20 protein-coding genes are annotated in these 19191 nt (G+C 69.4%); 9 read left to right on the top strand and 11 right to left on the bottom strand.

The window, feature by feature from the left end:
- Positions 1 to 28: 28 nt before the first annotated feature.
- The 4 genes from R5H32_RS03120 (at position 29) to R5H32_RS03105 (ending at position 1719) form a co-directional block, all read left to right on the top strand.
- Positions 29 to 364: a DUF6455 family protein gene (locus R5H32_RS03120; RefSeq protein ID WP_318337219.1), complete on the top strand. Its 336-nt coding sequence runs from the start codon at positions 29 to 31 to the stop codon at positions 362 to 364.
- 64 nt (positions 365 to 428) lie between these two features.
- The gene (locus R5H32_RS03115; protein ID WP_318337218.1) at positions 429 to 791 is read left to right on the top strand and encodes a YigZ family protein; all 363 of its coding nucleotides are present in this window, start codon (positions 429 to 431) and stop codon (positions 789 to 791) included.
- Between the two features lie 112 nt (positions 792 to 903).
- Positions 904 to 1266, top strand: coding sequence for a diacylglycerol kinase (locus R5H32_RS03110; RefSeq protein WP_318337217.1), 363 nt, complete (start codon positions 904 to 906; stop codon positions 1264 to 1266).
- 123 nt (positions 1267 to 1389) lie between these two features.
- Complete coding sequence (locus R5H32_RS03105; RefSeq protein ID WP_318337216.1) at positions 1390 to 1719, top strand: GYD domain-containing protein; 330 nt, start codon at positions 1390 to 1392, stop codon at positions 1717 to 1719.
- Positions 1720 to 1758: 39 nt separating this feature from the next.
- Here the strand turns inward: R5H32_RS03105 and rimO are convergent, their stop codons facing one another.
- From rimO to R5H32_RS03080, 5 genes are all read right to left on the bottom strand, one after another.
- Positions 1759 to 3144: a 30S ribosomal protein S12 methylthiotransferase RimO gene (gene rimO, locus R5H32_RS03100; protein WP_318337215.1), complete on the bottom strand. Its 1386-nt coding sequence runs from the start codon at positions 3142 to 3144 to the stop codon at positions 1759 to 1761.
- Positions 3145 to 3184: 40 nt separating this feature from the next.
- Positions 3185 to 3946, bottom strand: coding sequence for an ABC transporter permease (locus R5H32_RS03095; protein WP_318337214.1), 762 nt, complete (start codon positions 3944 to 3946; stop codon positions 3185 to 3187).
- On the bottom strand, positions 3943 to 4869 hold the full coding sequence (locus R5H32_RS03090) for an ABC transporter ATP-binding protein (RefSeq protein ID WP_318337213.1): 927 nt from the start codon (positions 4867 to 4869) through the stop codon (positions 3943 to 3945). The genes R5H32_RS03095 and R5H32_RS03090 overlap by 4 nt, the downstream gene beginning before the upstream one ends.
- A gap of 78 nt (positions 4870 to 4947) precedes the next feature.
- Positions 4948 to 5562 (bottom strand): GcrA family cell cycle regulator, encoded by a 615-nt coding sequence (locus R5H32_RS03085; protein WP_318337212.1) that lies wholly within the window; start codon positions 5560 to 5562, stop codon positions 4948 to 4950.
- A 123-nt stretch (positions 5563 to 5685) separates the two neighbouring features.
- Positions 5686 to 6639, bottom strand: a complete 954-nt coding sequence (locus tag R5H32_RS03080; protein ID WP_318337211.1) for a carbon-nitrogen hydrolase family protein — start codon at positions 6637 to 6639, stop codon at positions 5686 to 5688.
- Positions 6640 to 6898: 259 nt separating this feature from the next.
- Here R5H32_RS03080 and R5H32_RS03075 point away from each other — a divergent pair, with 259 nt between their 5' ends.
- Positions 6899 to 8089 carry an aspartate aminotransferase family protein gene (locus R5H32_RS03075; RefSeq protein WP_318337210.1) on the top strand — a complete coding sequence of 397 codons (1191 nt, stop codon included), beginning with the start codon at positions 6899 to 6901 and terminating at the stop codon, positions 8087 to 8089.
- A 61-nt stretch (positions 8090 to 8150) separates the two neighbouring features.
- Positions 8151 to 9077 carry an ornithine carbamoyltransferase gene (gene argF / locus R5H32_RS03070; RefSeq protein WP_318337209.1) on the top strand — a complete coding sequence of 309 codons (927 nt, stop codon included), beginning with the start codon at positions 8151 to 8153 and terminating at the stop codon, positions 9075 to 9077.
- On the opposite strand, the gene R5H32_RS03065 is transcribed toward argF, so the two are convergent.
- Positions 9059 to 10018, bottom strand: a complete 960-nt coding sequence (locus tag R5H32_RS03065; RefSeq protein WP_318337208.1) for a LysR family transcriptional regulator — start codon at positions 10016 to 10018, stop codon at positions 9059 to 9061. The genes argF and R5H32_RS03065 overlap by 19 nt on opposite strands.
- 99 nt (positions 10019 to 10117) lie before the next feature.
- Here R5H32_RS03065 and R5H32_RS03060 point away from each other — a divergent pair, with 99 nt between their 5' ends.
- Complete coding sequence (locus R5H32_RS03060) at positions 10118 to 11113, top strand: sterol desaturase family protein (RefSeq protein WP_318337207.1); 996 nt, start codon at positions 10118 to 10120, stop codon at positions 11111 to 11113.
- A 20-nt stretch (positions 11114 to 11133) separates the two neighbouring features.
- On the opposite strand, the gene R5H32_RS03055 is transcribed toward R5H32_RS03060, so the two are convergent.
- Positions 11134 to 12051, bottom strand: coding sequence for a sulfite exporter TauE/SafE family protein (locus tag R5H32_RS03055; protein WP_318337206.1), 918 nt, complete (start codon positions 12049 to 12051; stop codon positions 11134 to 11136).
- 172 nt (positions 12052 to 12223) lie between these two features.
- Between R5H32_RS03055 and R5H32_RS03050 the strand changes: the two genes are divergently transcribed.
- Positions 12224 to 13426, top strand: a complete 1203-nt coding sequence (locus R5H32_RS03050; RefSeq protein WP_318337205.1) for an MFS transporter — start codon at positions 12224 to 12226, stop codon at positions 13424 to 13426.
- Between the two features lie 12 nt (positions 13427 to 13438).
- Here R5H32_RS03050 and hrpB read toward each other — a convergent pair whose 3' ends face one another.
- Positions 13439 to 15892 carry an ATP-dependent helicase HrpB gene (hrpB, locus tag R5H32_RS03045; RefSeq protein ID WP_318337204.1) on the bottom strand — a complete coding sequence of 818 codons (2454 nt, stop codon included), beginning with the start codon at positions 15890 to 15892 and terminating at the stop codon, positions 13439 to 13441.
- 7 nt (positions 15893 to 15899) lie between these two features.
- On the bottom strand, positions 15900 to 16628 hold the full coding sequence (locus R5H32_RS03040) for a DUF3108 domain-containing protein (RefSeq protein ID WP_318337203.1): 729 nt from the start codon (positions 16626 to 16628) through the stop codon (positions 15900 to 15902).
- A gap of 123 nt (positions 16629 to 16751) precedes the next feature.
- Between R5H32_RS03040 and meaB the strand changes: the two genes are divergently transcribed.
- Positions 16752 to 17738, top strand: a complete 987-nt coding sequence (meaB, locus tag R5H32_RS03035) for a methylmalonyl Co-A mutase-associated GTPase MeaB (RefSeq protein WP_318337202.1) — start codon at positions 16752 to 16754, stop codon at positions 17736 to 17738.
- A gap of 45 nt (positions 17739 to 17783) precedes the next feature.
- Here the strand turns inward: meaB and R5H32_RS03030 are convergent, their stop codons facing one another.
- Complete coding sequence (locus R5H32_RS03030; RefSeq protein ID WP_318337201.1) at positions 17784 to 18413, bottom strand: 3-oxoacid CoA-transferase subunit B; 630 nt, start codon at positions 18411 to 18413, stop codon at positions 17784 to 17786.
- Positions 18413 to 19117: a CoA transferase subunit A gene (locus tag R5H32_RS03025; RefSeq protein ID WP_318337200.1), complete on the bottom strand. Its 705-nt coding sequence runs from the start codon at positions 19115 to 19117 to the stop codon at positions 18413 to 18415. Before R5H32_RS03025 ends, R5H32_RS03030 begins: the two co-directional genes overlap by 1 nt.
- Positions 19118 to 19191: the final 74 nt, after the last annotated feature.

Genomic DNA, 19191 nt, shown 5'->3' with positions numbered 1-19191 from the left:
GCTCTTGATTTGAATCAAGGCGTCAGCCATGGTCATCGCGCGATGGTGGCGCAAACGCGACGGATCGGAGGAAGGCGCGATGGGTAGTGTCGTGAGGATGGCGGCGAAGTCCGGCGGGGCCGGGGCCGAGCTTCCCTATTTCCTGACCGAGGAGGAGACTCGGCGCCACGGCGTCGACATCGGCGAGGCGATCCAGTCGGGGATCCTCACGCCCGACGATTTCCGCGCGATCCTGGCGCTGTGCCGCGACTGCAACGAAGGCCGGGAACTGCGCCGCGAGCCCGGCCATGACCGCCACGCGCATGTGGCGCCCGATTGGTGCGCGAACCGCGCCGTGCTCGAGGGCCTGCGCGGCATCGTCTGAACAAAGCCCGGCCGCAGGCTTGGCAGCGCCCGCCGCAGGCTCTATTCCCGGCGGCGGAGGTGCCATGCGGATCATCGAGAACGTGCTGAGCGATCGCGGCTCGAAATACGCCGTGTCGGGCGGCCCGGCGGCGAGCCGGGAGGCTGCGGCGGCGTTTCTGGCCGAACTCACACGGGCGAAGAAGTTCGCGCGCGCCACCCATAACAGCTGGGCGCTGCTCCTCGAGGAGGATGGGCGGCGCGAAGGGGTGAAGAACGACGATGGCGAGGCCGGCGCCGGGGCGGTGATCCTGCGGATGCTCGAGCGCGAGGGGCTGGTCAACCACATCGTCGTCGTCACCCGCTGGTATGGCGGGGTGAAGCTTGGCGGCGACCGGTTCCGTCATGTCACCGAGGCGGTGCGGGTCTACCTGGCCGAGCGGGGCTGAGGCCGCTGCGGCGCGGGCGGCAAAACGTCGGCATTCCGTCGGGCAAAGGTCGGCGATTGGCAGCCGCCCCGGCGCGGCGCTAAGGTCGCGGGAGGACCGACCGGAGGAACCCATGCGCGCCATCGTCACAGCCGAGCTCCGGCGCTTCGCCAACACCTGCATCTGGTCCTGGCAGGGCTGGTCGGCGGCCTGGGCGAGCGAGAAGTCGCTGCGCCAGTGGACGGTGGTCAACCTCGCCTCCGCGACGCTCGCCTTCGCGCTCGACCTGACGCCGGGCGAGCGGGCGATGATCCTCGCGCTTGGCCTCCTGATCCTCGCGGCGGAGCTGTTCAACACGGCAATCGAGGAGATCGTCGATCTCGCCTCGCCCGAGCACGATCCGCGGGCCGGCAAGGCCAAGGACTGCGGCTCGGCGGCGGTGGCGGCGACGGCGATCGCGGGCGGGGTGGCCTGGCTCGTGGTGCTTCTCGGCTGAACCCTCCCGTTCGTCCCGCATGGCGTGAATCGCGTTCGTGTGGTAGAAAAGGGCACTTGCCTACAGACACTTAAGTGCATCGTCCGGCGCTTGATCGGGCGTTCAACTGTTTGGGAGGACAGCATGCCGACATTCATTCTCACCGGAAACTACGAGAGCAGCGCCATCAGGGGCATGATCGCGAGTCCCTCGGACCGCGAGGCCGCGGCGCGGGCGCTGATCGAGGCTGCGGGCGGAAAGCTTCTGCATTTCTACCTGACCTCGGGCGACCGGGATTTCATGGTGATCTCGGAGGCACCCTCGATGCAGGATCTGCTGCCGAGCCTCATGGCGGTCGGCGCCTCGGGCCAGATCAGCCATATGCGGACGGTCCAGGCCTTCACCGCCGCCGAGTTCAAGGCGGCGCAGGAAAAGGCCAAGGCCATCGCCGCGGCCTACAAGCCGCCCGCGTAGCATCAATGAGAGCCGGATCGCCTGAGCGCCGTCATTCCTTCAGGCGATCCGCCCCCAAAGATCGTATTCGCCCGCCTCGTCGACCTCGACCGTGACGATGTCGCCGGGGGTGAGCGTCTCGAACCCCTCGTCGATGAAGAGGTTGCCGTCGATCTCGGGCGCGTCGGCCTTGGTGCGGCAGGTCGCGCCCTCGGCGTCGACCTCGTCGACGATGACCTCCAGCCGAGTGCCGACCTTGGCGGCGAGTTTCGCCTCCGAGATCCCTTGCGCCTTTTCCATGAAGCGGTCCCAGCGCTCCTGCTTGACCTCGTCGGGGACGTGGTCGGGGAGCGCGTTCGAGCGCGCGCCGGCGACGTTCTCGTACTGGAAGCAGCCGACGCGGTCGAGCTGGGCCTCGTCCATCCAGTCGAGAAGGGTCTGGAACTCTTCCTCGGTCTCGCCGGGATAGCCGACGATGAAGGTGGAGCGGAGCGTGATCTCGGGGCAGATGGCGCGCCAGGCCGCGATCTCGTCGAGCGTCTTCGCGGCGGCGGCGGGGCGTGCCATGCGCTTCAGCGTATCGGGATGGGCGTGCTGGAACGGGATGTCGAGATAGGGCAGCACCAGCCCCTCGGCCATCAGCGGGATGAGGTCGCGCACATGGGGGTAGGGGTAGACGTAGTGCAGCCGGACCCAGGCGCCGAGTTGCCCGAGGTCGCGGGCGAGGTCGGTGATATGGGCGCGGTGCTCGCGCCCGCCGCGGCCGGCGCTGACCCCGTGTTTCAGGTCGAGCCCGTAGGCTGAGGTGTCCTGGCTGATGACGAGCAGTTCCCGCACCCCGGCCTCGACCAGCTTTTCCGCCTCGCGGACGACCGCATGGGCGGGGCGCGAGACGAGGCGGCCGCGCATGTCGGGGATGATGCAGAACCGGCACTTGTGGTTACAGCCCTCGGAGATCTTGAGGTAGCTATAATGCCGGGGCGTGAGCTTCACGCCGGTCGCGGGCATGAGGTCGACGAAGGGATCGGGCGCGGGCGGCACTGCGCCGTGAACCGCGTCGAGCACCTGTTCGTACTGATGCGGGCCGGTCACCGCGAGGACGGAAGGATGCGCGCCGGTAATGTAGTCGGGCTCGGCCCCGAGACAGCCGGTGACGATCACCCGGCCGTTGGCCGTAAGCGCCTCGCCGATGGCCTCGAGGCTTTCCGCCTTGGCGCTGTCGAGAAAGCCGCAGGTGTTGACGATGACGGCGTCCGCGCCCGCGTAGTCGGGGCTGATCGCGTAGCCCTCGGCCCGGAGCCGGGTGAGGATGCGCTCGCTGTCGACCAGCGCCTTGGGGCAGCCGAGGGAGACCATGCCGATCCGCGGCTGGCCGGGGCTGGCGGGACCGTCGAAGACGGGCTTCGGCGCGAGGTCGGGGCGGAGGTTCGGCGGGTTCTGGGTCATGGCGGCGGCGTATACGCGTTCGCGCCCGGCAAGGAAAGGGTCAGGCGCGCAGCCGCCAGCCGGTGCGGAAGATCGCCCAGACCGCGAGGAAGCCGAGCGCGAGGAAGATCGCGAGGGCCAGGACCGAGGCGGCCAGCGGCACGTCGGCCTGGCCGAAGAAGGTCCAGCGGAAGCCCGAGACGAGGTAGAGGACCGGGTTGAGCTTCGCCACCGCGGTCCAGAACGGCGGCAGCATCGAAGTCGAATAGAAGGCGCCGCCGAGGAAGACGAGCGGTGTGATGACCATCATCGGGATGAACTGCAGCTGCTGCCAGTCCTTGGCCCAGATCCCGATCAGGAAGCCCCAGAGCGCGAAGCCGAAGGAGGTCAGGATCAGGAGGAGGAGCGCCAGAACCGGGTGGGCGAGCGGCAGGTCGACGAAGAAGAGCGCGGTGAGGTAGATCACGATGGCGATGATCACCGATTTCAGCGCCGCCGCGCCGACGAAGCCCGCGACGACCTCGAGGAAGGAGACCGGGGCGCAGAGGATCTCGTAGATCGTGCCCACGAACTTGCGCATGAAGATCGCGTTCGCGGCGTTCGAGAGCGATTGCTGCAGGACAGTGAGGATGATCAGCCCCGGCACGATGAAGGCGCCGTAGCTGATCTCCTCGACCGACTGGATGCGGCTGCCGATCGCCGCGCCGAAGACGACGAAGTAGAGCACGGTCGAGACGACCGGGGCGGCGAGCGATTCCCAGGGCGTGCGCCAGAACCGGGCCATCTCGAAGTTGAAGATCGTCAGGATCGAGCGCGCGTTCATGCCATGTCCCTCACGAGCCGCAGGAAGACCTCCTCGAGCGAGGTCTGTTCGGTGGAGAGGTCGCGCACCGCGAGCCCGTGGCCTGCGAATTCCGCGAGCAGCCGGGCGATGCCGGAGCGGTCGGCATGGGTGTCGTAGCGGAAGCGCACCGTGCGCCCGTCGGCGCCGAGGTCGAGCCCGAGGCCGGCGAGGGGGGCGGGCAGCGCGGCGACGGGGTCGGTCAGCTCCACGGTGAGGATCTTCTGGCCGAATTCGTGCATCAGCTCGGTCTTGTCGCGGACGAGCAGCAGACGCCCCTTGTCGATGATGCCGACGCGGTCGGCCATCTCCTCGGCCTCTTCGAGGTAATGCGTCGTCAGGATGATCGTGACGCCTTGCTTCTTCAGGCCGCGCACGACCTCCCACATCTCGCGGCGGAGGTTCACGTCGACCCCGGCGGTGGGCTCGTCGAGAAAGAGGATGCGGGGGCCGTGGGCGAGCGCCTTGGCGATCAGCACCCGGCGCTTCATGCCGCCGGACAGCTCGCGCAGCTTCGCGTCGCGCTTGTCCCAGAGTGCCAGCGCCCGGAGCACCGTTTCGAGGTAGGCGTCGTCGGGGGCATTGCCGAAAAGCCCGCGCGAGAAGCGCACGGTGTTCATCACGGTCTCGAAGAATTCGAGCGTGATCTCCTGCGGCACGAGCCCGATAAGCGACCGCGCCGCACGGTAGTCGCGGATGATGTCGTGGCCGCCGACGCTGACCGAGCCGCCGGTGGGGGTGACGAGGCCGCAGGTGATCGAGATGAAGGTGGTCTTGCCGGCGCCGTTCGGCCCGAGAAGGGCGAGGATCTCGCCCTCGGCGATGTCGAGCGTGACACCCGACAGGGCATGGGTGCCGCTGGCATAAGTCTTGGAAAGGTCGCGGACCTCGATGATCGGTCGCATGGGGCCTCCTGTTCGCGGGCGGAGGCTACGCGCAGGCGGCGGCGAAGGAAAGCACCCTCCTGCCGCCTGCCGCCGGGATCAGCGGCGCCGGTCGCGGCGCGAGGACATCGGCTGGAAGGCGACGCCGACATGGGCCTCGCAATAGGGCTTGCCCGGCTGGGCGGAGAGGCCGCAGAACCAGAAATCCTCGGTCGCCGGGTCGCCGATCGGCCATTTGCAGGTGCGCTCGGTCAGATCCATCAGGCCGATCTTGCGCGCCTTCTTCTCGACCTCGCGGACCGAGGCGAGCGCCTCGGGGCTGATCTCGCCAGCCGAGGGCTGCGGCGGCAGCGGCTGGCCGGCCGGGATGATCGGCTTGCGCGCGGGCGTCGCGGGCTGGGCCGCGGCGGGCTGGGCCGGTTCGGCACGCTGCGGCGCCGCCGCCGCGGACTGGGCGGCGGGCTTCGGCTCGGCGCGGGGGGCGGCCGGTTTCGCCGCCGCCGCGGGGCGCGGTTCGGGCTTCGGCGCGGCTTCGGGCGCCTTGGCCTTCGGCTCGGGCGCGCCGCCGACGCGGTTCGACAGGCCGAGCCGGTGGACCTTGCCGATCACCGCGTTGCGGGTGACGCCGCCGAGTTCCTTGGCGATCTGGCTCGCCGACTGGCCTTCGGCCCACATCTTCTTCAACGTCTCGACGCGCTCGTCGGTCCAGGACATGACTGACCCTCGGGTTGGCAAGGCACAAGACGGCGCTCATCGGGCGATGCGCCGTCCGGCCTCGAATGAATTTCGCCCCATTCTATCCGGGACGCGCCGAGATACAAGCAAGGGCGGGGAGTTTCAAGCGCCCCCCGTGTCGTCCGGGCCGAACCGCACCGGCGGCTGCGCCGCCCGGTTGACCGAGAGCGTGAAGATGTCGGGACGCGCGTAATGGCCCGCCACATCGAACTTGCGCCGCGACGCGCGGGCGCGCGCGACGTCGATCTCGGCCGAGAGGAGGCCTTTCTCGGCATGCATCGGTCCGGCCTCCACGCCGCCGAAGGGCTGGTAGACGACCGCGTCGCCCGGATTGATCCACTCGCCGGGGTCGGGAAAGATCTCGTCGCGGTGGGGCAGGTCGGCGGGAATGTCCGCCGCCTCGATGGCGGTGGCGCAGCCGATGACCCAGACGCCTCCCTCGCGCGCGATGTGCTGCATCGTGGCAAGCCAGGTCGGCCCGCTGTCCCAGGTCGGCGCCACGTAGATGTCGAGGTTCTGGGCATAGAGCGTAAACCGCGCGAGCGGCATGTAGTTCTCCCAGCAGATCAGCGCGCCGACCCGGCCGACGGCGGTCGGCACCACGCGCAGGCCCTGGCCGTCGCCGCTGCCCCAGACCATGCGCTCGGGATTGGTCGGCATCAGCTTGCGGTGGTTGTTCAGAAGCGTGCCGTTGGCGTCGATGATGGCGCAGCTGTTGAAGAGCGTGCTGCCGCTGAACCGGCCGTCGATCTCCTGGTGGCCGATCACGACGACGACGCCGTGCTCGCGGGCGGCCTCGCGCACGGGGCGCAGGCCGTCGCGCGAGAGATCGACCGAATTGGCCTGCGACAGGCGAAAAAGCGCATCCGTCGCGGCCATGCCGCGCCCAGGCAGGAGCCGCCAGACGAAGGTCGGGTAGCCCGGCAGCCAGACCTCGGGAAAGACGACCATCTCGGCCCCGCCAGCGGCGGCCGCGCCGATCAGCGACACGGCCCGCTCAAGCGATCGCTCAAGATCGAGATAGACCGGCGGCTCCTGGACGATGCTGACTTTCATGTGTTCCTCTCCCCTTGACCGGGCGATGGTAACACAAACGGGGGCGGAGCGCGGCGGCCGACGGTTTTTGTGGACAGGCGCGGGTTTAGCCGCTATGCGGCGGACCATGACGCACCGGACCCAAGCCTTTGCCCGTCCCCGACGCCGCCGCACCCGCGCCTGACGTCCGTCACCCCGTGGCCTCGCCACATCTCCTTCACAACGTTGACTCGGGCCCCCCGCTCAGGCACCCATTGACCTTCCCATCCGGAGTCCATCCATGATCCCGTCGATCCTTCCCACCTACAACCGCGCGCCCCTCTCCTTCGTGAAGGGCGAGGGCAGCTGGCTCATCGAGGCCGACGGGACGCGATACCTCGACCTCGGCGCCGGGATCGCGGTCAACGCGCTCGGCCATGCCAATCCCGACCTCGTCGCGGCGCTGACCGAACAGGCGAGCAGGCTCTGGCATGTCTCGAACCTCTACCAGATCCCCGAGCAGCAACGGCTGGCCGACCTTCTGGTGGAAAACACCTTCGCCGACACCGCCTTCTTCACCAATTCCGGCACCGAGGCGGCGGAGCTCGCGATCAAGATGGCGCGGAAGTACTGGTACGAGAAGGGCGCCCCGCGCGAGGAGATCCTGACCTTCGAGGGCGCCTTCCACGGCCGCTCCACCGGGGCCATCGCGGCCGCCGGGTCGGAGAAGATGGTCAAGGGCTACGGGGCCCTGATGCCGGGCTTCCGGCAGCTGCCCTGGGCCGACATGGCGGCGCTGAAGGCCGCGATCGGCGACAGGACCTGCGCCGTGATGGTCGAGCCGATCCAGGGCGAGGGCGGCATCCGCCCGCTCTCGGACGCCGACATGAAGACGATCCGCCAGCTCTGCGACGCGACCGGCGCGCTTCTCATCTTCGACGAGGTGCAGTGCGGCGTCGCCCGCACCGGCCGGCTCTTCGCCCATGAATGGTCGGGCGTGACCCCGGACATCATGATGATCGCCAAGGGCATCGGCGGCGGCTTCCCCTTGGGCGCGGTGCTGGCCACCGAGACCGCCGCCAGCGGCATGACCGCGGGCACCCACGGCTCGACATACGGCGGCAACCCGCTCGCCTGCGCGGTCGGGGCCAAGGTCATGGAGATCGTGACCGACCCCGGCTTCCTCGCCGAGGTCAACCGCAAGGCGGCACTCCTGCGCCAGAAGCTCGAAGGCCTCGTCGCCGCCCATCCCGGCATCTTCGAAGGGGTGCGCGGCCAGGGCCTCATGCTCGGCCTGAAATGCAAGGTCGCCCCGGCCGAGGTGGTCAAGGCGGGCTACGCAAGGCACACCCTGACCGTGCCCGCCGCCGACGAGACGCTGCGCCTCCTGCCGCCGCTGACGATCACCGAGGAGGAGATCGCCGAGGCCGTCACCCGCCTCGACGCCGCGGCAGCGGACCTGGAAACCGCGCCTGCCGCTTCTTCATTGTGAAAATACCCCCGGGGGTCCGGGGGCAGGCAGCCCCCGGCGCTCTCCACAAAGGACGACGCCGATGAACCATTTCCTCGACATCCACAAGACCTCGCCCTCCGACCTGCGGGCGATGATCGACCAGGCCCGCGCGATGAAGGACGCGCGTAACAACCGCCCCAAGGGCATGGCCGATGACGCGACGCCGCTTTCGGGGCGCATGATCGCGCTGATCTTCGAGAAGCCCTCGACCCGAACCCGCGTTTCCTTCGATGTCGGCGCCCGCCAGATGGGGGCCGAGACGATGGTGCTCTCGGGCAAGGAGATGCAGCTCGGCCACGGCGAATCTATCGCCGACACCGCGCGGGTCCTGTCGCGCTATGTCGACCTGATCATGCTGCGCACCTTCGAGGAGGCGACGCTTCTGGAGATGGCCGAACACGCCACCGTGCCGGTGATTAACGGGCTCACCGACTCGTCGCATCCCTGCCAGATCATGGCCGACATCGTCACCTACGAGGAGCATCGCGGGCCGATCGCCGGCCGCAAGTTCGTCTGGTCGGGCGATGGCAACAATGTCTGCTCGAGCTGGCTCCACGCCGCCGGCCAGTTCGGCTTCGACCTCACCTTCACCGGCCCCGAGACGCTCGATCCCGATCCGAAGGCGGTCGCCTTCGCCCGCTCCAGGGGCTCGACCGTCGAGATCCACCGCGACCCGCTTGTCGCGGCCGAGGGTGCCGACGCGATCGTCACCGACACCTGGGTCTCGATGCACGATCCCGAAAGCGCCCGAGAGCGGCGGCACAATCAGCTTCGCCCCTACCAGGTCAACGCGCGGATGATGGGCCAGGGCAAGCCCGACGCGCTCTTTATGCATTGCCTGCCCGCGCACCGCAACGAGGAGGCGACGAGCGAGGTGATGGACGGCCCGCAATCGGTGATCTTCGACGAGAGCGAGAACCGCCTTCACGCCCAGAAGGCGATCCTGCGCTACTGCCTCGGAGCCTGAGCGCCGGCCTCTCGCACCACGAGCTCCGCGGCCTGCGGACCGGCGAACCAGTCGCGGACGGCGTCCAGGAACACGGTGACGGCCCGGCGCGGGCGGCCAGCCAGCCGCCCCGCCATCAGCGTCAGGCCCGGCAGCGGCGGCCGCAACGGCACCTCCGCGAGCTCGGCGCCGCCATAGCTGGACCTTGTCCTCGGCCGCATGTTGAGAACCGCGAGTCCGGTCCCCGCGCCGACAAGGCTGCGGATCATTTCCGTCGAGGATGACGTCGCGACGATCCGGGGGGCAATCCCGCCCGTCTCGAGGAGCCGCCGCGTATATGCTCCGGCAAGCGGCAGGTCGAGCAGCACCAGGTCCGCGCCGTTCAGGTCGGCAAGCGTCGCCTCGCCCCGCAGCGCGAGCGGATGGTCGGCCGGCGCGAGGATGTAGGGCGGTATGTCGAGAAGCGCCTCGGTCTCGATGCCGGGCCGGACCTCGCCACCGGCGAACAGGATCACGTCGAGCCGCCCGTCGATCAGCCCGGCTTGCGCGCTGTCATTGTCGCAGTCCCGCAGATCGACCCTGAGGCCAGGGCTCGCGGCCATGAGCGGCTGCAGGATTTCCGGCAGGAACGCGGGGGCGACCGGGGCGTAGTAGCCGATCCGAAGGTCGCCCGCGAGCGAGGCGCCGAGCGCGTGACCCTCCGACATCACGGCGTCGTATTCGTCCAGAAGGGCCTTGATCCGCGCCGCCAGCGCCCGCCCGGCGGTGGTCGGCGCGATGCCCTTCGCACGGTTGCGGGTGACAAGAACCGTGCCGAACTCGGCTTCGATCTTGTCGATGGCGGTCGCGACCGCCGAGGGCGCGACATGCAGCGCCGCCGCGGCCCCGGTGATGCTGCCATGCTCGGTCGCGGCGAGATAGGCGCGCAGCAGGCGCAGCGACAGCCGAAGGTCTCCTTGCATCCCGTATCCTCTGATTTTCAGAATTAGATGACAGTATAAATCTGTTTTTCAAGGGAATCGTTTGGACGCATGATCGGGCCGCGTAACGGGGAGTTGCCGATGTCAGACCGAACAGATCCTTCCGGATCCGCCCTCAAGGGCTGGCACCATGTGCCGGACGTGCCGATCCGCGTCTCGCCGTTCTTCACCTGGCCGCCGGATCCGGCGCGGATGGTGCGCTGGCTTGCGGTGCGCTGGCTGGCGCTTGCCGAAAACTCGATCCTCGTCGGCGTGGCGCTGATCTCCTGGGCCTGGTTCCAGCCGTCGCTCGAGGTCGCGCGGACGCTGGCACCGGGCTGGATCGCCGGAATCTGGCTGCGCAACTTCGTCCTGATCGCGCTCGTGGCGGGGGGGCTTCACCTGTTCTTCTTCACCCTCCGTCGGCAGGGCGATCGCCTGAAGTACGACCCGCGCGACCTTGCGCGGTCCGGTCGGCAGTTCAGCTTCGGCGGGCAGGTCCGCGACAACATGTTCTGGACCCTGACGAGCGGCGTCGGCTTCTGGACCGCCTACGAGGTGCTGATGTTCTGGGCGATGGCCAACGGCTGGGCGCCGGTGCTGGCCTGGTCAGCGCATCCCTTGTGGTTCGTTGCGCTCTTTCTCCTGACCCCGGTCTGGATCTCGTTTCACTTCTACTGGGTTCACCGGGCGCTGCACTGGGGACCGCTCTACCGGATCGCCCACAGCTTGCATCACCGGAACGTCAATGTCGGCCCCTGGTCGGGCCTGTCGATGCACCCGGTCGAGCATCTGATCTTCTTTTCTTCGATCCTGATCCATTTCCTGATCCCGGCGCATCCTCTGCACATCCTGTTTCACATGCAGCACCAGTCGCTGACGGCGGCGACCTCTCATACCGGATTCGAGAACCTGCTCGTCAAGGACCGCAAGCGTCTTGCGCTCGGCACGTTTCACCATCAGATGCACCACCGCTATTTCGAGGTGAACTACGGCAATCTTGAGATGCCGTGGGACAAGTGGTTCGGCTCGTTCCACGACGGCACGTCCGAAGCGCATGAGATGATGAGGATCCGGCGGCAAAAGCTCGGACGCTGAACGCCCTTCCGGCGGAAGGTTCAGTAGCTCGCGCTCCAGGTCATCGAATAGAGCTCGTCGGGTTTCATCACGAGTTCGAGCCCGATCTTGGCGCAGACCGCGAGCACCAGGAGCGCCAGTAGGATCCTGAGCTGCTCGGCCTTGAGCTTCAGCCCGATCCCGGCGCCGATCTGCGCGCCGATCACGCCGCCGACGAGGAGGATCACCGCGAGCACCATGTCGACGGTGTGGTTCGTCGTCGCGTGCATGAGGGCGGTGAAGGCCGAGACGAAGATGATCTGCAGAAGCGAGGTGCCGACCACGACCCGCGTCGGCATGTTCAGAAGGTAGATCATCGCCGGCACCATGATGAAGCCGCCGCCCACCCCCATGATCGCGGCGAGAAAGCCCACCGCCGCGCCGACGCCGAGCGGCGGGATCACCGAGATATAGAGGCCCGAGGTGCGGTACTTGATCTTCAGGGGCAGGTTGTGGACCCAGTTGTGCTTCTTGCGCGCCGGCACCGCGCCCGGCTTGCTCGCGCGGCGGATGGCACGCAGGCTCTCGACGAACATCAGCGCGCCGATGGCGCCGAGAAACACGACGTAGAAGATCCGCACCAGGAGATCGACCTGGCCGAGGGCCTTCAGGTGGTTGAACACCACCATGCCGAGGCCCGACCCCGCGAGCCCGCCCGCGAGCAGCGTCCAGCCCATGCGGAAATCGACGGTCTTGCGCCGGATATGGGCGAGGATCGCCGAGACCGAGGAGGCGACGATCTGGTTGGCCGAGGTCGCCACCGCGACCGCCGGCGGCACGCCGATGAAGAACAGGAGCGGCGTGATCAGGAAGCCGCCCCCGACGCCGAACATGCCGGACAGGAGGCCGACCACGCCGCCGATCGAGAAGAGAAGGAACGAGTTCACCGAGACTTCGGCGATCGGCAGATAGAGTTGCATGATTCCCCGAGCCCGTGGCGCTTGGGGCGGCACCCTATCACTCTGCAATCCATTGGCAACGGCTCGTTCGGGGGCGGGTGCCCCTAGGGAAACCTTCGCGGCAATGTGACAACCGGCTGCTCCGCTGGTAGCATGAAACCTTCGCCCGTCGCGTCGCGAGGGAGGACTGCCCTTGGCCGCCAGCTCACCGCCGCAGCCCGCCTACCGCTGGGTGATTGCCGCCGCCTCGGCCGCGATTCTCGCCGTCGCGGTGGGGCAGCTTGCCAACGGGCTTTCGGTCTTCGTGATCCCGCTGGAGACGGAGTTCGGCTGGGCGCGCGGGTCGATTGCGCTGATCAACTCCGCCTGCGTCGTGGGGATCGGCCTCGGCGGGCTCCTGATGGGGCCGCTCGCCGACCGGGTCGGTGTACGGCGGGTCGCCCTTGTCGGCGCGGCGGCGGTCGGCGGGGCGATGCTGCTGGCGGCGCAGGCCTCGGCGCTCTGGCAGTTCTACGTCATCTTCTTCCTCGCCGGGGCGCTCGGCGGCGGTGCGCTGGCCGGGCCGCTCGTCGCGCTCACCGGCAACTGGTTCGCGGTCGGCTCGGGTCTCGCGATCGGCATCGTAGCGGCGGGGCAGGGCGTCGGGCAGGGCGTCGTTCCGTTCCTGACCGTCTACCTGATCGAGGGGCTCGGCTGGCGCGGCGCGTTCGCCGCGACCGGGTTGATATCGCTCGTGATCCTCGTCCCGCTCGCGGCGCTCCTGCGCGCGCCGCCAGCCCGGTTGCCGGGACAGGCCGCTGCGGCGGAGTACATGCCGCTGCCGCTCTCCGTCGTCGTGCCGTGGCTGAGTGCGGCGGCGCTCTTCTGCTGCACGCTGATGTCGGTGCCGCTCATGCATCTCGTTCCCTATATCCAGGGCTGCGGCATCTCGGCGCCCGAGGCGGGCGGCGTGTTGTTCCTGACGCTCGTGGCGGCGACCCTGGGCCGGGTCGCCTTCGGCCGTCTCGCCGACATGATCGGCGCGCTCGGCGCCTACATGACCGCCTCTGCCTGGCAGACGGCGCTGGTCTTCGGCTTCGTCCAGATCGGCGATCTTGGCACCTTCCTCGTCTTCGCGCCGGTCTACGGCTTCGGCTATGGCGGCGTGATGACCGGAGTGCTGACGACGACGCGGCTCCTTACCCCGGCCGCGCGGCGGGCGACCGCGATGAGCATCGTGCTCGCCTTCGCCTGGCTCGGCCACGGGGTCGGGGGCTATCAGGGCGGGCTCTTCTACGACCTCACCGGCGCCTATACCGTGCCCTTCGCGAACGCGGCGATCGCCGGGATCGCCAACCTCGTGCTCCTTGGCCTCCTCTGGCACGCGCTGAACCGGCGGCGGCTCGGCCCGGCCTGAGCCGGATGGCAATCAGCCCCGGCGCGGCTTGGCGCGGAGCGTCGGCTCGGCCTCGGTCGGATCCTCGGGCCAGGGGTGCTTGGGATACTGGCCGCGCATGTCCTTGCGCACATCGGCGTAGGAGCTGGCCCAGAACCCCGGCAGGTCGAGCGTGGTCTGGACCGGGCGCTGGGCGGGCGAGAGCAGCGTTATGCGCAGGGGCAGGCGCTTCGGGCCGACGGTAGGGTGCCGGGTCACGCCGAACAGCTCCTGGAGCCGGACCGAGATCGAGGGATGGTCGCCCTCGTAGTCGATGGGCACATGCCGGCCGAGCGGGGTTTCGAACTGCGCCGGGGCGAGCCGGTCGAGGAGTTGCAGCCCGTCCCAGCCGAGCGCGTGGCGCAGCGGCTCCGCCAGGTCGAGGTTGCGCAGCTCGCCCTCGGTGCGCCTGCCCTTGAGATGCGGCAGGAGCCAGTCCTCGGCCCGGTCAAGGAGGCCCGCGTCGGAGAAGTCGGGCAGGTCGGCGCCCTCGCGGCGCAGGAGCTCCACCCGCGCGCGGAAGCGGCGGGCGGGCTCGCTCCACGGCAGGCCGATCTGGCGGAGCCCGTCGAGTGCCGCGCGGGCGGTGGCCTCGGCGGGCGCGTCGGGCCAGTGGCGGTCGTCGAGGACGAGCGCGCCGAGCCGCTCCTGCCGCCGGGCGGTGACGCGGCCCTCGCGGCGCGACCATTCGCAGAGGTCATGCCAGCCGATGCGGTCGGCGAAGAGGCGGCGGAGCGCGGCCTCGCGGATCGCGATGCCCTGGCGGATCCGCGCCTCGCGCGGGTCGCCGTCGAGATCGGTGGCGACCAAGAGCCGCTCGGCGCCGAGCGGATCACCCTCCGCCGCAATGGCGCCCTTGCCACCCGAGAGCACATAGCGCGGCTGGTCGCCCCTGCGCCTAAGCCCGATCCGGTCGGGATAGGCGAGGGCCGCCATCTCGGCCGGGCTGTAGCCCTCCGCGACGGGCGCGACCATGCGGGCAAGCCGCTTCGCCTCGGCGCGGATGCGTTCCACGGTGCCGCGGTCGACCCGGTCCGGATGGTCGGCCTCGTAGCCCTTCGGATCGCGGATCGCGGCGAGCCTCAGCGCGAGGTCGGCCGGGGCGCCGCGCAGGGGGTCGCGCTCGGCCAGAAGGGCGGCGAGCACCGCCGCCTCCGGCCCGGCGGTGATCAGCATGTGGCCAAGCCGGGGATGCAGCGGCAGCGCCGCGAGCGCCCGGCCGTGGACGGTGATCCGGCCCGCGTCGTCGAGCGCGCCGAGGGCCGCCAGAAGGGCGCGCGCCTCGGCAAGCGCGGGGGCGGGGGGCGGGGTGAGGAAGGCGAGGTCCGCCCCGTCCGAGCCCCAGAGCGCCAGTTCGAGCGCGAGCCCGGCGAGGTCGGCCGCCTCGATCTCGGCTGGCGGGAAGGCGGCGAGGCCGCCTTCCTCGCCCCTGGTCCACATCCGGTAGCAGGTGCCCTCGGCGACCCGGCCGGCGCGGCCGCGGCGCTGCTCGGCCTCGGCCCTGGTCACCCGTTCGGTGACGAGCCGCGACATGCCCGAGCCGGGATCGAACCGCGCCCGGCGCGCGCGGCCGGCATCGACTACGGCGCGGACATCCTCGATCGTCAGCGAGGTCTCGGCGATCGCGGTCGCGAGCACCACCTTGCGGCCCGTCGCGGCGGGCGCGATCGCGGCGCGCTGGGCGGCGAAGTCCATCGCGCCGAAGAGCGGCCGCACGACGCAATCGCCGGGCAGGCGGCCCGCGAGTGCCGCCTCGACCCGGCGGATCTCGCCTTCGCCGGGCAGGAAGACGAGGATGCCGCCCGGGGTTTCGGCGGCGGCCTCCGAGACAAGGCCCGCGACGGCGGCCTCGAAGCGCATGGACCTGTCCACGGGGCGGGCGAGCCAGCGCGTCTCGACCGGATAGGCGCGGCCCTCGGAGGTCACGGTCGGCGCATTGTCGAGAAGGGCGGCAACGGGACCGGCGTCGAGCGTCGCCGACATCACCACGAGGATCAGGTCGGGGCGGAGCGCGCCGCGCACCTCCCAGGTGAGCGCCAGGCCGAGATCGGCGTTGAGCGAGCGTTCGTGGAACTCGTCGAAGATCACCGCTCCGATGCCGGCAAGCTCGGGATCGGACTGGATCATCCGGGTCAGGATGCCCTCGGTCACGACCTCGATCCGGGTCTTGGCGGAGACCTTGGCCTCGCCGCGGATGCGGTAGCCCACGGTCTCGCCGACGCGCTCGCCGAGCGTCTCGGCCATGCGCTCGGCGGCGGCGCGGGCGGCGAGCCGGCGCGGCTCCAGCATGACGATCCGGCCTGTGGTCAGACCGGCCTCGAGAAGCGCGAGCGGCACCCGCGTCGTCTTGCCGGCGCCGGGGGGCGCCATCAGCACGGCGCGGCCCTCCGCCTCAAGGGCGGTGACAAGCCCGGGCAGGGCCGCATCTATGGGGAGCCGGTCGCGCACCTCGCGCTTATCGCCGTTTCAGTCGGCCTTTGCCATAGAGCGTGTCCATCGAAATCTCGACGACACGGAGATGCCCGTTGCCGAGGGGGGCGTAGTGGAGCGTGAAGGGGAAACGGACCTTCTCGGCCAGCTCCTTTTCGGAGAAGCCTTCGAGGCGGCGGTATTCGCCGGTGCAGGTGAGGCCGCCTTCGACGGGCCGGGGATCGGTCAGCATCACCTGGCTGCGCCGCCGCCCGTCGAAGAGGAAGAGCTTCAGCTTGCAGGCCTCGGCTTCCGGCACGTCGCGCAGCGCGGCATAGAGCGCGGTTAAGGGATCCACGGTGCCACCTTGAGTCGCGGGGTCGATGTCGTCCGGGCGCGGCGGCTTCGGCGGATTGTGGACCTTCACCTGCGGCACGCCGTTCTCGTAGCGCATCACCGATTGCGACTGGCGCTTGCCGGTGTCGGCATCCTCCTCGTAGCGGGTGGGCGTGAACACGCCGTCGCGCACCACGCCCCTCGCGCGGGCGTCGTAGCGGATCTTCTTCACCAGAGCCAGAAACCCGCCCGATTGCAGCACGCCCGCGGCGGCGTAGCGCGCGCCCGTGACCGTGCCGCTGACCGAGAGCGACCCGGCCGGGAGGCCGCGGAGCGTGAGGTCGAAGACGGCGCTTTCCTTCGGCCCTGCATGACCGGGACCGGATGCAAGGGCCGCCGCGAGCGCGGCCCCGGCAAGGCAACGAAGAAGGATCCTCATGGCACCGCTCGTCGTTTTTCGCGCCGAGCCACTGGACATCGGCGTCGCCAAGCAGGCAAGAAAACCACCGAGAGGTCAATTCACGACCGCGTTGGATCAGCGAAAGGCCGCCGGAACCGTAACATGGACATTACCGAACTTGCGGGCCGGCTGGCCCAGGGCGACCGGAGGGCGCTGGCGCGCGCGATCACGCTGGTCGAGAGCGGCCGCCCCGATCACCGCGCCGCGGCGGCGGCACTTCTGGACGCGCTCGGTGGCGGGCGGCAGGCGCTTAGGATCGGGCTTTCGGGCACGCCCGGCGTCGGCAAGTCGAGCTTCATCGAGGCGTTCGGTACGATGCTGACCGGGCAGGGGCTCAAGGTCGCGGTTCTTGCGGTCGATCCCTCGTCCTCGCGCTCGGGCGGCTCGATCCTCGGCGACAAGACGCGGATGGAGCGGCTGTCGCGCGACCCCCTTGCCTTCATCCGACCCTCGCCGAGCCAGACCCATCTTGGCGGCGTCGCCCGCCGCACCCGCGAGGCGGCCGCGCTCTGCGAGGCGGCGGGCTTCGACGTGGTGCTGATCGAGACCGTGGGCGTCGGCCAGTCCGAGACGCTGGTCGCGGAGATGGCCGACCTCTTCATCCTCTTGCTCGCCCCCGCCGGTGGCGACGAGTTGCAGGGCGTGAAGCGCGGGATCATGGAGATGGCCGACCTCATCCTCGTCAACAAGGCCGATGGCGAGCTGAAATCGGCAGCGCGGCGGACCTGCGCCGACTATGCAGGGGCGCTCCGGCTCATGCGCAAGCGGGCCCGCGACCCGGAAGGTTTCCCGAAGGCGATGTGCGTCTCGGCGATGGAGGAGGAGGGGCTGGAGGCCGCCTGGGACGAGATGCAGGTGCTCGTCGAATGGCGCCGCCTGCATGGGCATTTCGACCGCCGCCGCGCGGAGCAGGCCCGCCACTGGTTCGAGGAGGAGGTGCAGCAGGGGCTTCTGGCCCGGCTGACCGCCGATCCGGCCGCGCGGGCGCGGATGGCCGAGCTTGGCCGCGCTGTCGAGGAGGGGAGCGCCACGCCCGCAAAGGCCGCCGAGGCGATGCTCGCGGCACTCGCGGGCCGGGCGGAGGACTGACGGAACCGGACGGCCGGGCCTTGCGCCCGGCCGTGCGATGGGGTCTCAGCCGACTATCGTTGCCTCGGTCGCGGCGCGCAGCTCCGCTTCGCTCACGCCATCGGCCATCTCGACGATCTTCAGCCCGCCGGGAACGACGTCGAGAACGCCGAGATTGGTGATGATCCGGTCGACGACGCCCTTGCCGGTCAGGGGCAGGGTGCATTCCTTCAGCACCTTCGATTCACCGTGCTTGGAGGTGTGGTCCATCACCACGACAACGCGGCCGACGCCCGCGACGAGGTCCATCGCCCCGCCCATGCCCTTCACGAGCTTGCCGGGGATCATCCAGTTCGCGAGATCGCCGTTCTCGGCCACTTCCATCGCGCCGAGGATCGCCATCGCGATCTTGCCGCCGCGGATCATCGCGAAGCTCTGGGCGCTGTCGAAATAGGAGGTGCGATTGAGTTCGGTGATCGTCTGCTTGCCGGCATTGATCAGGTCGGGATCCTCCTCGCCCTCATACGGGAAGGGACCCATGCCGAGCATGCCGTTTTCCGATTGCAGCGTCACCTCGACGCCCTCGGGGATGTAGTTCGACACCAAGGTCGGAATGCCGATGCCGAGGTTGACGTACCAGCCGTCTTGCAGTTCCTGCGCCGCCCGGGCGGCCATCTGGTTGCGGTCCCAAGCCATTACACGGCCTCCCGTTTGCGCACGGTGCGCTGTTCGATGCGTTTCTCGTGCTCGCCCTGGATGATCCGGTGCACATAGATGCCCGGCAGGTGGATGCAATCGGGGTCGAGCGAGCCGCGCGGCACGATCTCCTCGACCTCGGCGACGCAGACACGCCCGCAGGTCGCCGCCGGCGGGTTGAAGTTGCGCGCGGTCTTCCTGAAGACGAGGTTGCCGGTGTCGTCGGCCTTCCAGGCCTTGACGATCGAGAGGTCGGCGACGATGCCCTTCTCGAGGATGTAGGTCTGGCCGTCGAAGTCCTTGTGCTCCTTGCCCTCGGCGATCACGGTGCCGACGCCGGTCTTGGTGTAGAAGCCCGGAATGCCCGCGCCCCCCGCACGCATGCGCTCGGCCAGCGTGCCTTGCGGGTTGAACTCCAGCTCCAGCTCACCCGAGAGGTACTGGCGCATGAACTCCGCGTTCTCGCCGACATAGGACGAGATCATCTTCCTGATTTGCCGCGTCTCGAGCAGCTTGCCGAGCCCGAAGCCGTCCACGCCGCAGTTGTTCGAGGCGATGGTGATGTCCTTCACGCCGCTCTCGACCAGCGCGTCGATCAGAAGCTCCGGAATGCCGCAGAGGCCGAAGCCCCCGGACGCGATGAACATGCCGTCGAAGAGAAGCCCGTCGAGGGCCTCCTTCGCAGTGCCATAGACTTTCTTCATGGTCGCTCCCCGAACTTTCGTTGCCGAAGTTGTGGCGCGCGGGCGCGGCGCTGTCAATCGCCGCGCCGCAGCAA

The organism is Defluviimonas sp. D31 (genome assembly GCF_033436765.1).
Lineage (GTDB): Bacteria > Pseudomonadota > Alphaproteobacteria > Rhodobacterales > Rhodobacteraceae > Albidovulum.
Note: the sequence above shows the minus strand (reverse complement) of the source record. Positions and strands in the feature narration are given on the sequence as shown.

Bases quoted from the DNA above. Each gene is read 5' to 3' on its own strand.
- argF (WP_318337209.1), top strand. From the start codon at position 8,151: ATGAACCATTTCCTCGACATCCACAAGACCTCGCCCTCCGACCTGCGG.
- meaB (WP_318337202.1), top strand. From the start codon at position 16,752: ATGGACATTACCGAACTTGCGGGCCGGCTGGCCCAGGGCGACCGGAGG.
- R5H32_RS03025 (WP_318337200.1), bottom strand. From the start codon at position 19,117: ATGAAGAAAGTCTATGGCACTGCGAAGGAGGCCCTCGACGGGCTTCTC.
- R5H32_RS03055 (WP_318337206.1), bottom strand. From the start codon at position 12,051: ATGCAACTCTATCTGCCGATCGCCGAAGTCTCGGTGAACTCGTTCCTT.
- R5H32_RS03030 (WP_318337201.1), bottom strand. From the start codon at position 18,413: ATGGCTTGGGACCGCAACCAGATGGCCGCCCGGGCGGCGCAGGAACTG.
- R5H32_RS03040 (WP_318337203.1), bottom strand. From the start codon at position 16,628: ATGAGGATCCTTCTTCGTTGCCTTGCCGGGGCCGCGCTCGCGGCGGCC.
- R5H32_RS03060 (WP_318337207.1), top strand. From the start codon at position 10,118: ATGTCAGACCGAACAGATCCTTCCGGATCCGCCCTCAAGGGCTGGCAC.
- R5H32_RS03065 (WP_318337208.1), bottom strand. From the start codon at position 10,018: ATGCAAGGAGACCTTCGGCTGTCGCTGCGCCTGCTGCGCGCCTATCTC.
- R5H32_RS03095 (WP_318337214.1), bottom strand. From the start codon at position 3,946: ATGAACGCGCGCTCGATCCTGACGATCTTCAACTTCGAGATGGCCCGG.
- rimO (WP_318337215.1), bottom strand. From the start codon at position 3,144: ATGACCCAGAACCCGCCGAACCTCCGCCCCGACCTCGCGCCGAAGCCC.
- R5H32_RS03115 (WP_318337218.1), top strand. From the start codon at position 429: ATGCGGATCATCGAGAACGTGCTGAGCGATCGCGGCTCGAAATACGCC.
- R5H32_RS03120 (WP_318337219.1), top strand. From the start codon at position 29: ATGGTCATCGCGCGATGGTGGCGCAAACGCGACGGATCGGAGGAAGGC.
- R5H32_RS03090 (WP_318337213.1), bottom strand. From the start codon at position 4,869: ATGCGACCGATCATCGAGGTCCGCGACCTTTCCAAGACTTATGCCAGC.
- R5H32_RS03075 (WP_318337210.1), top strand. From the start codon at position 6,899: ATGATCCCGTCGATCCTTCCCACCTACAACCGCGCGCCCCTCTCCTTC.
- R5H32_RS03080 (WP_318337211.1), bottom strand. From the start codon at position 6,639: ATGAAAGTCAGCATCGTCCAGGAGCCGCCGGTCTATCTCGATCTTGAG.
- R5H32_RS03110 (WP_318337217.1), top strand. From the start codon at position 904: ATGCGCGCCATCGTCACAGCCGAGCTCCGGCGCTTCGCCAACACCTGC.
- R5H32_RS03085 (WP_318337212.1), bottom strand. From the start codon at position 5,562: ATGTCCTGGACCGACGAGCGCGTCGAGACGTTGAAGAAGATGTGGGCC.
- R5H32_RS03105 (WP_318337216.1), top strand. From the start codon at position 1,390: ATGCCGACATTCATTCTCACCGGAAACTACGAGAGCAGCGCCATCAGG.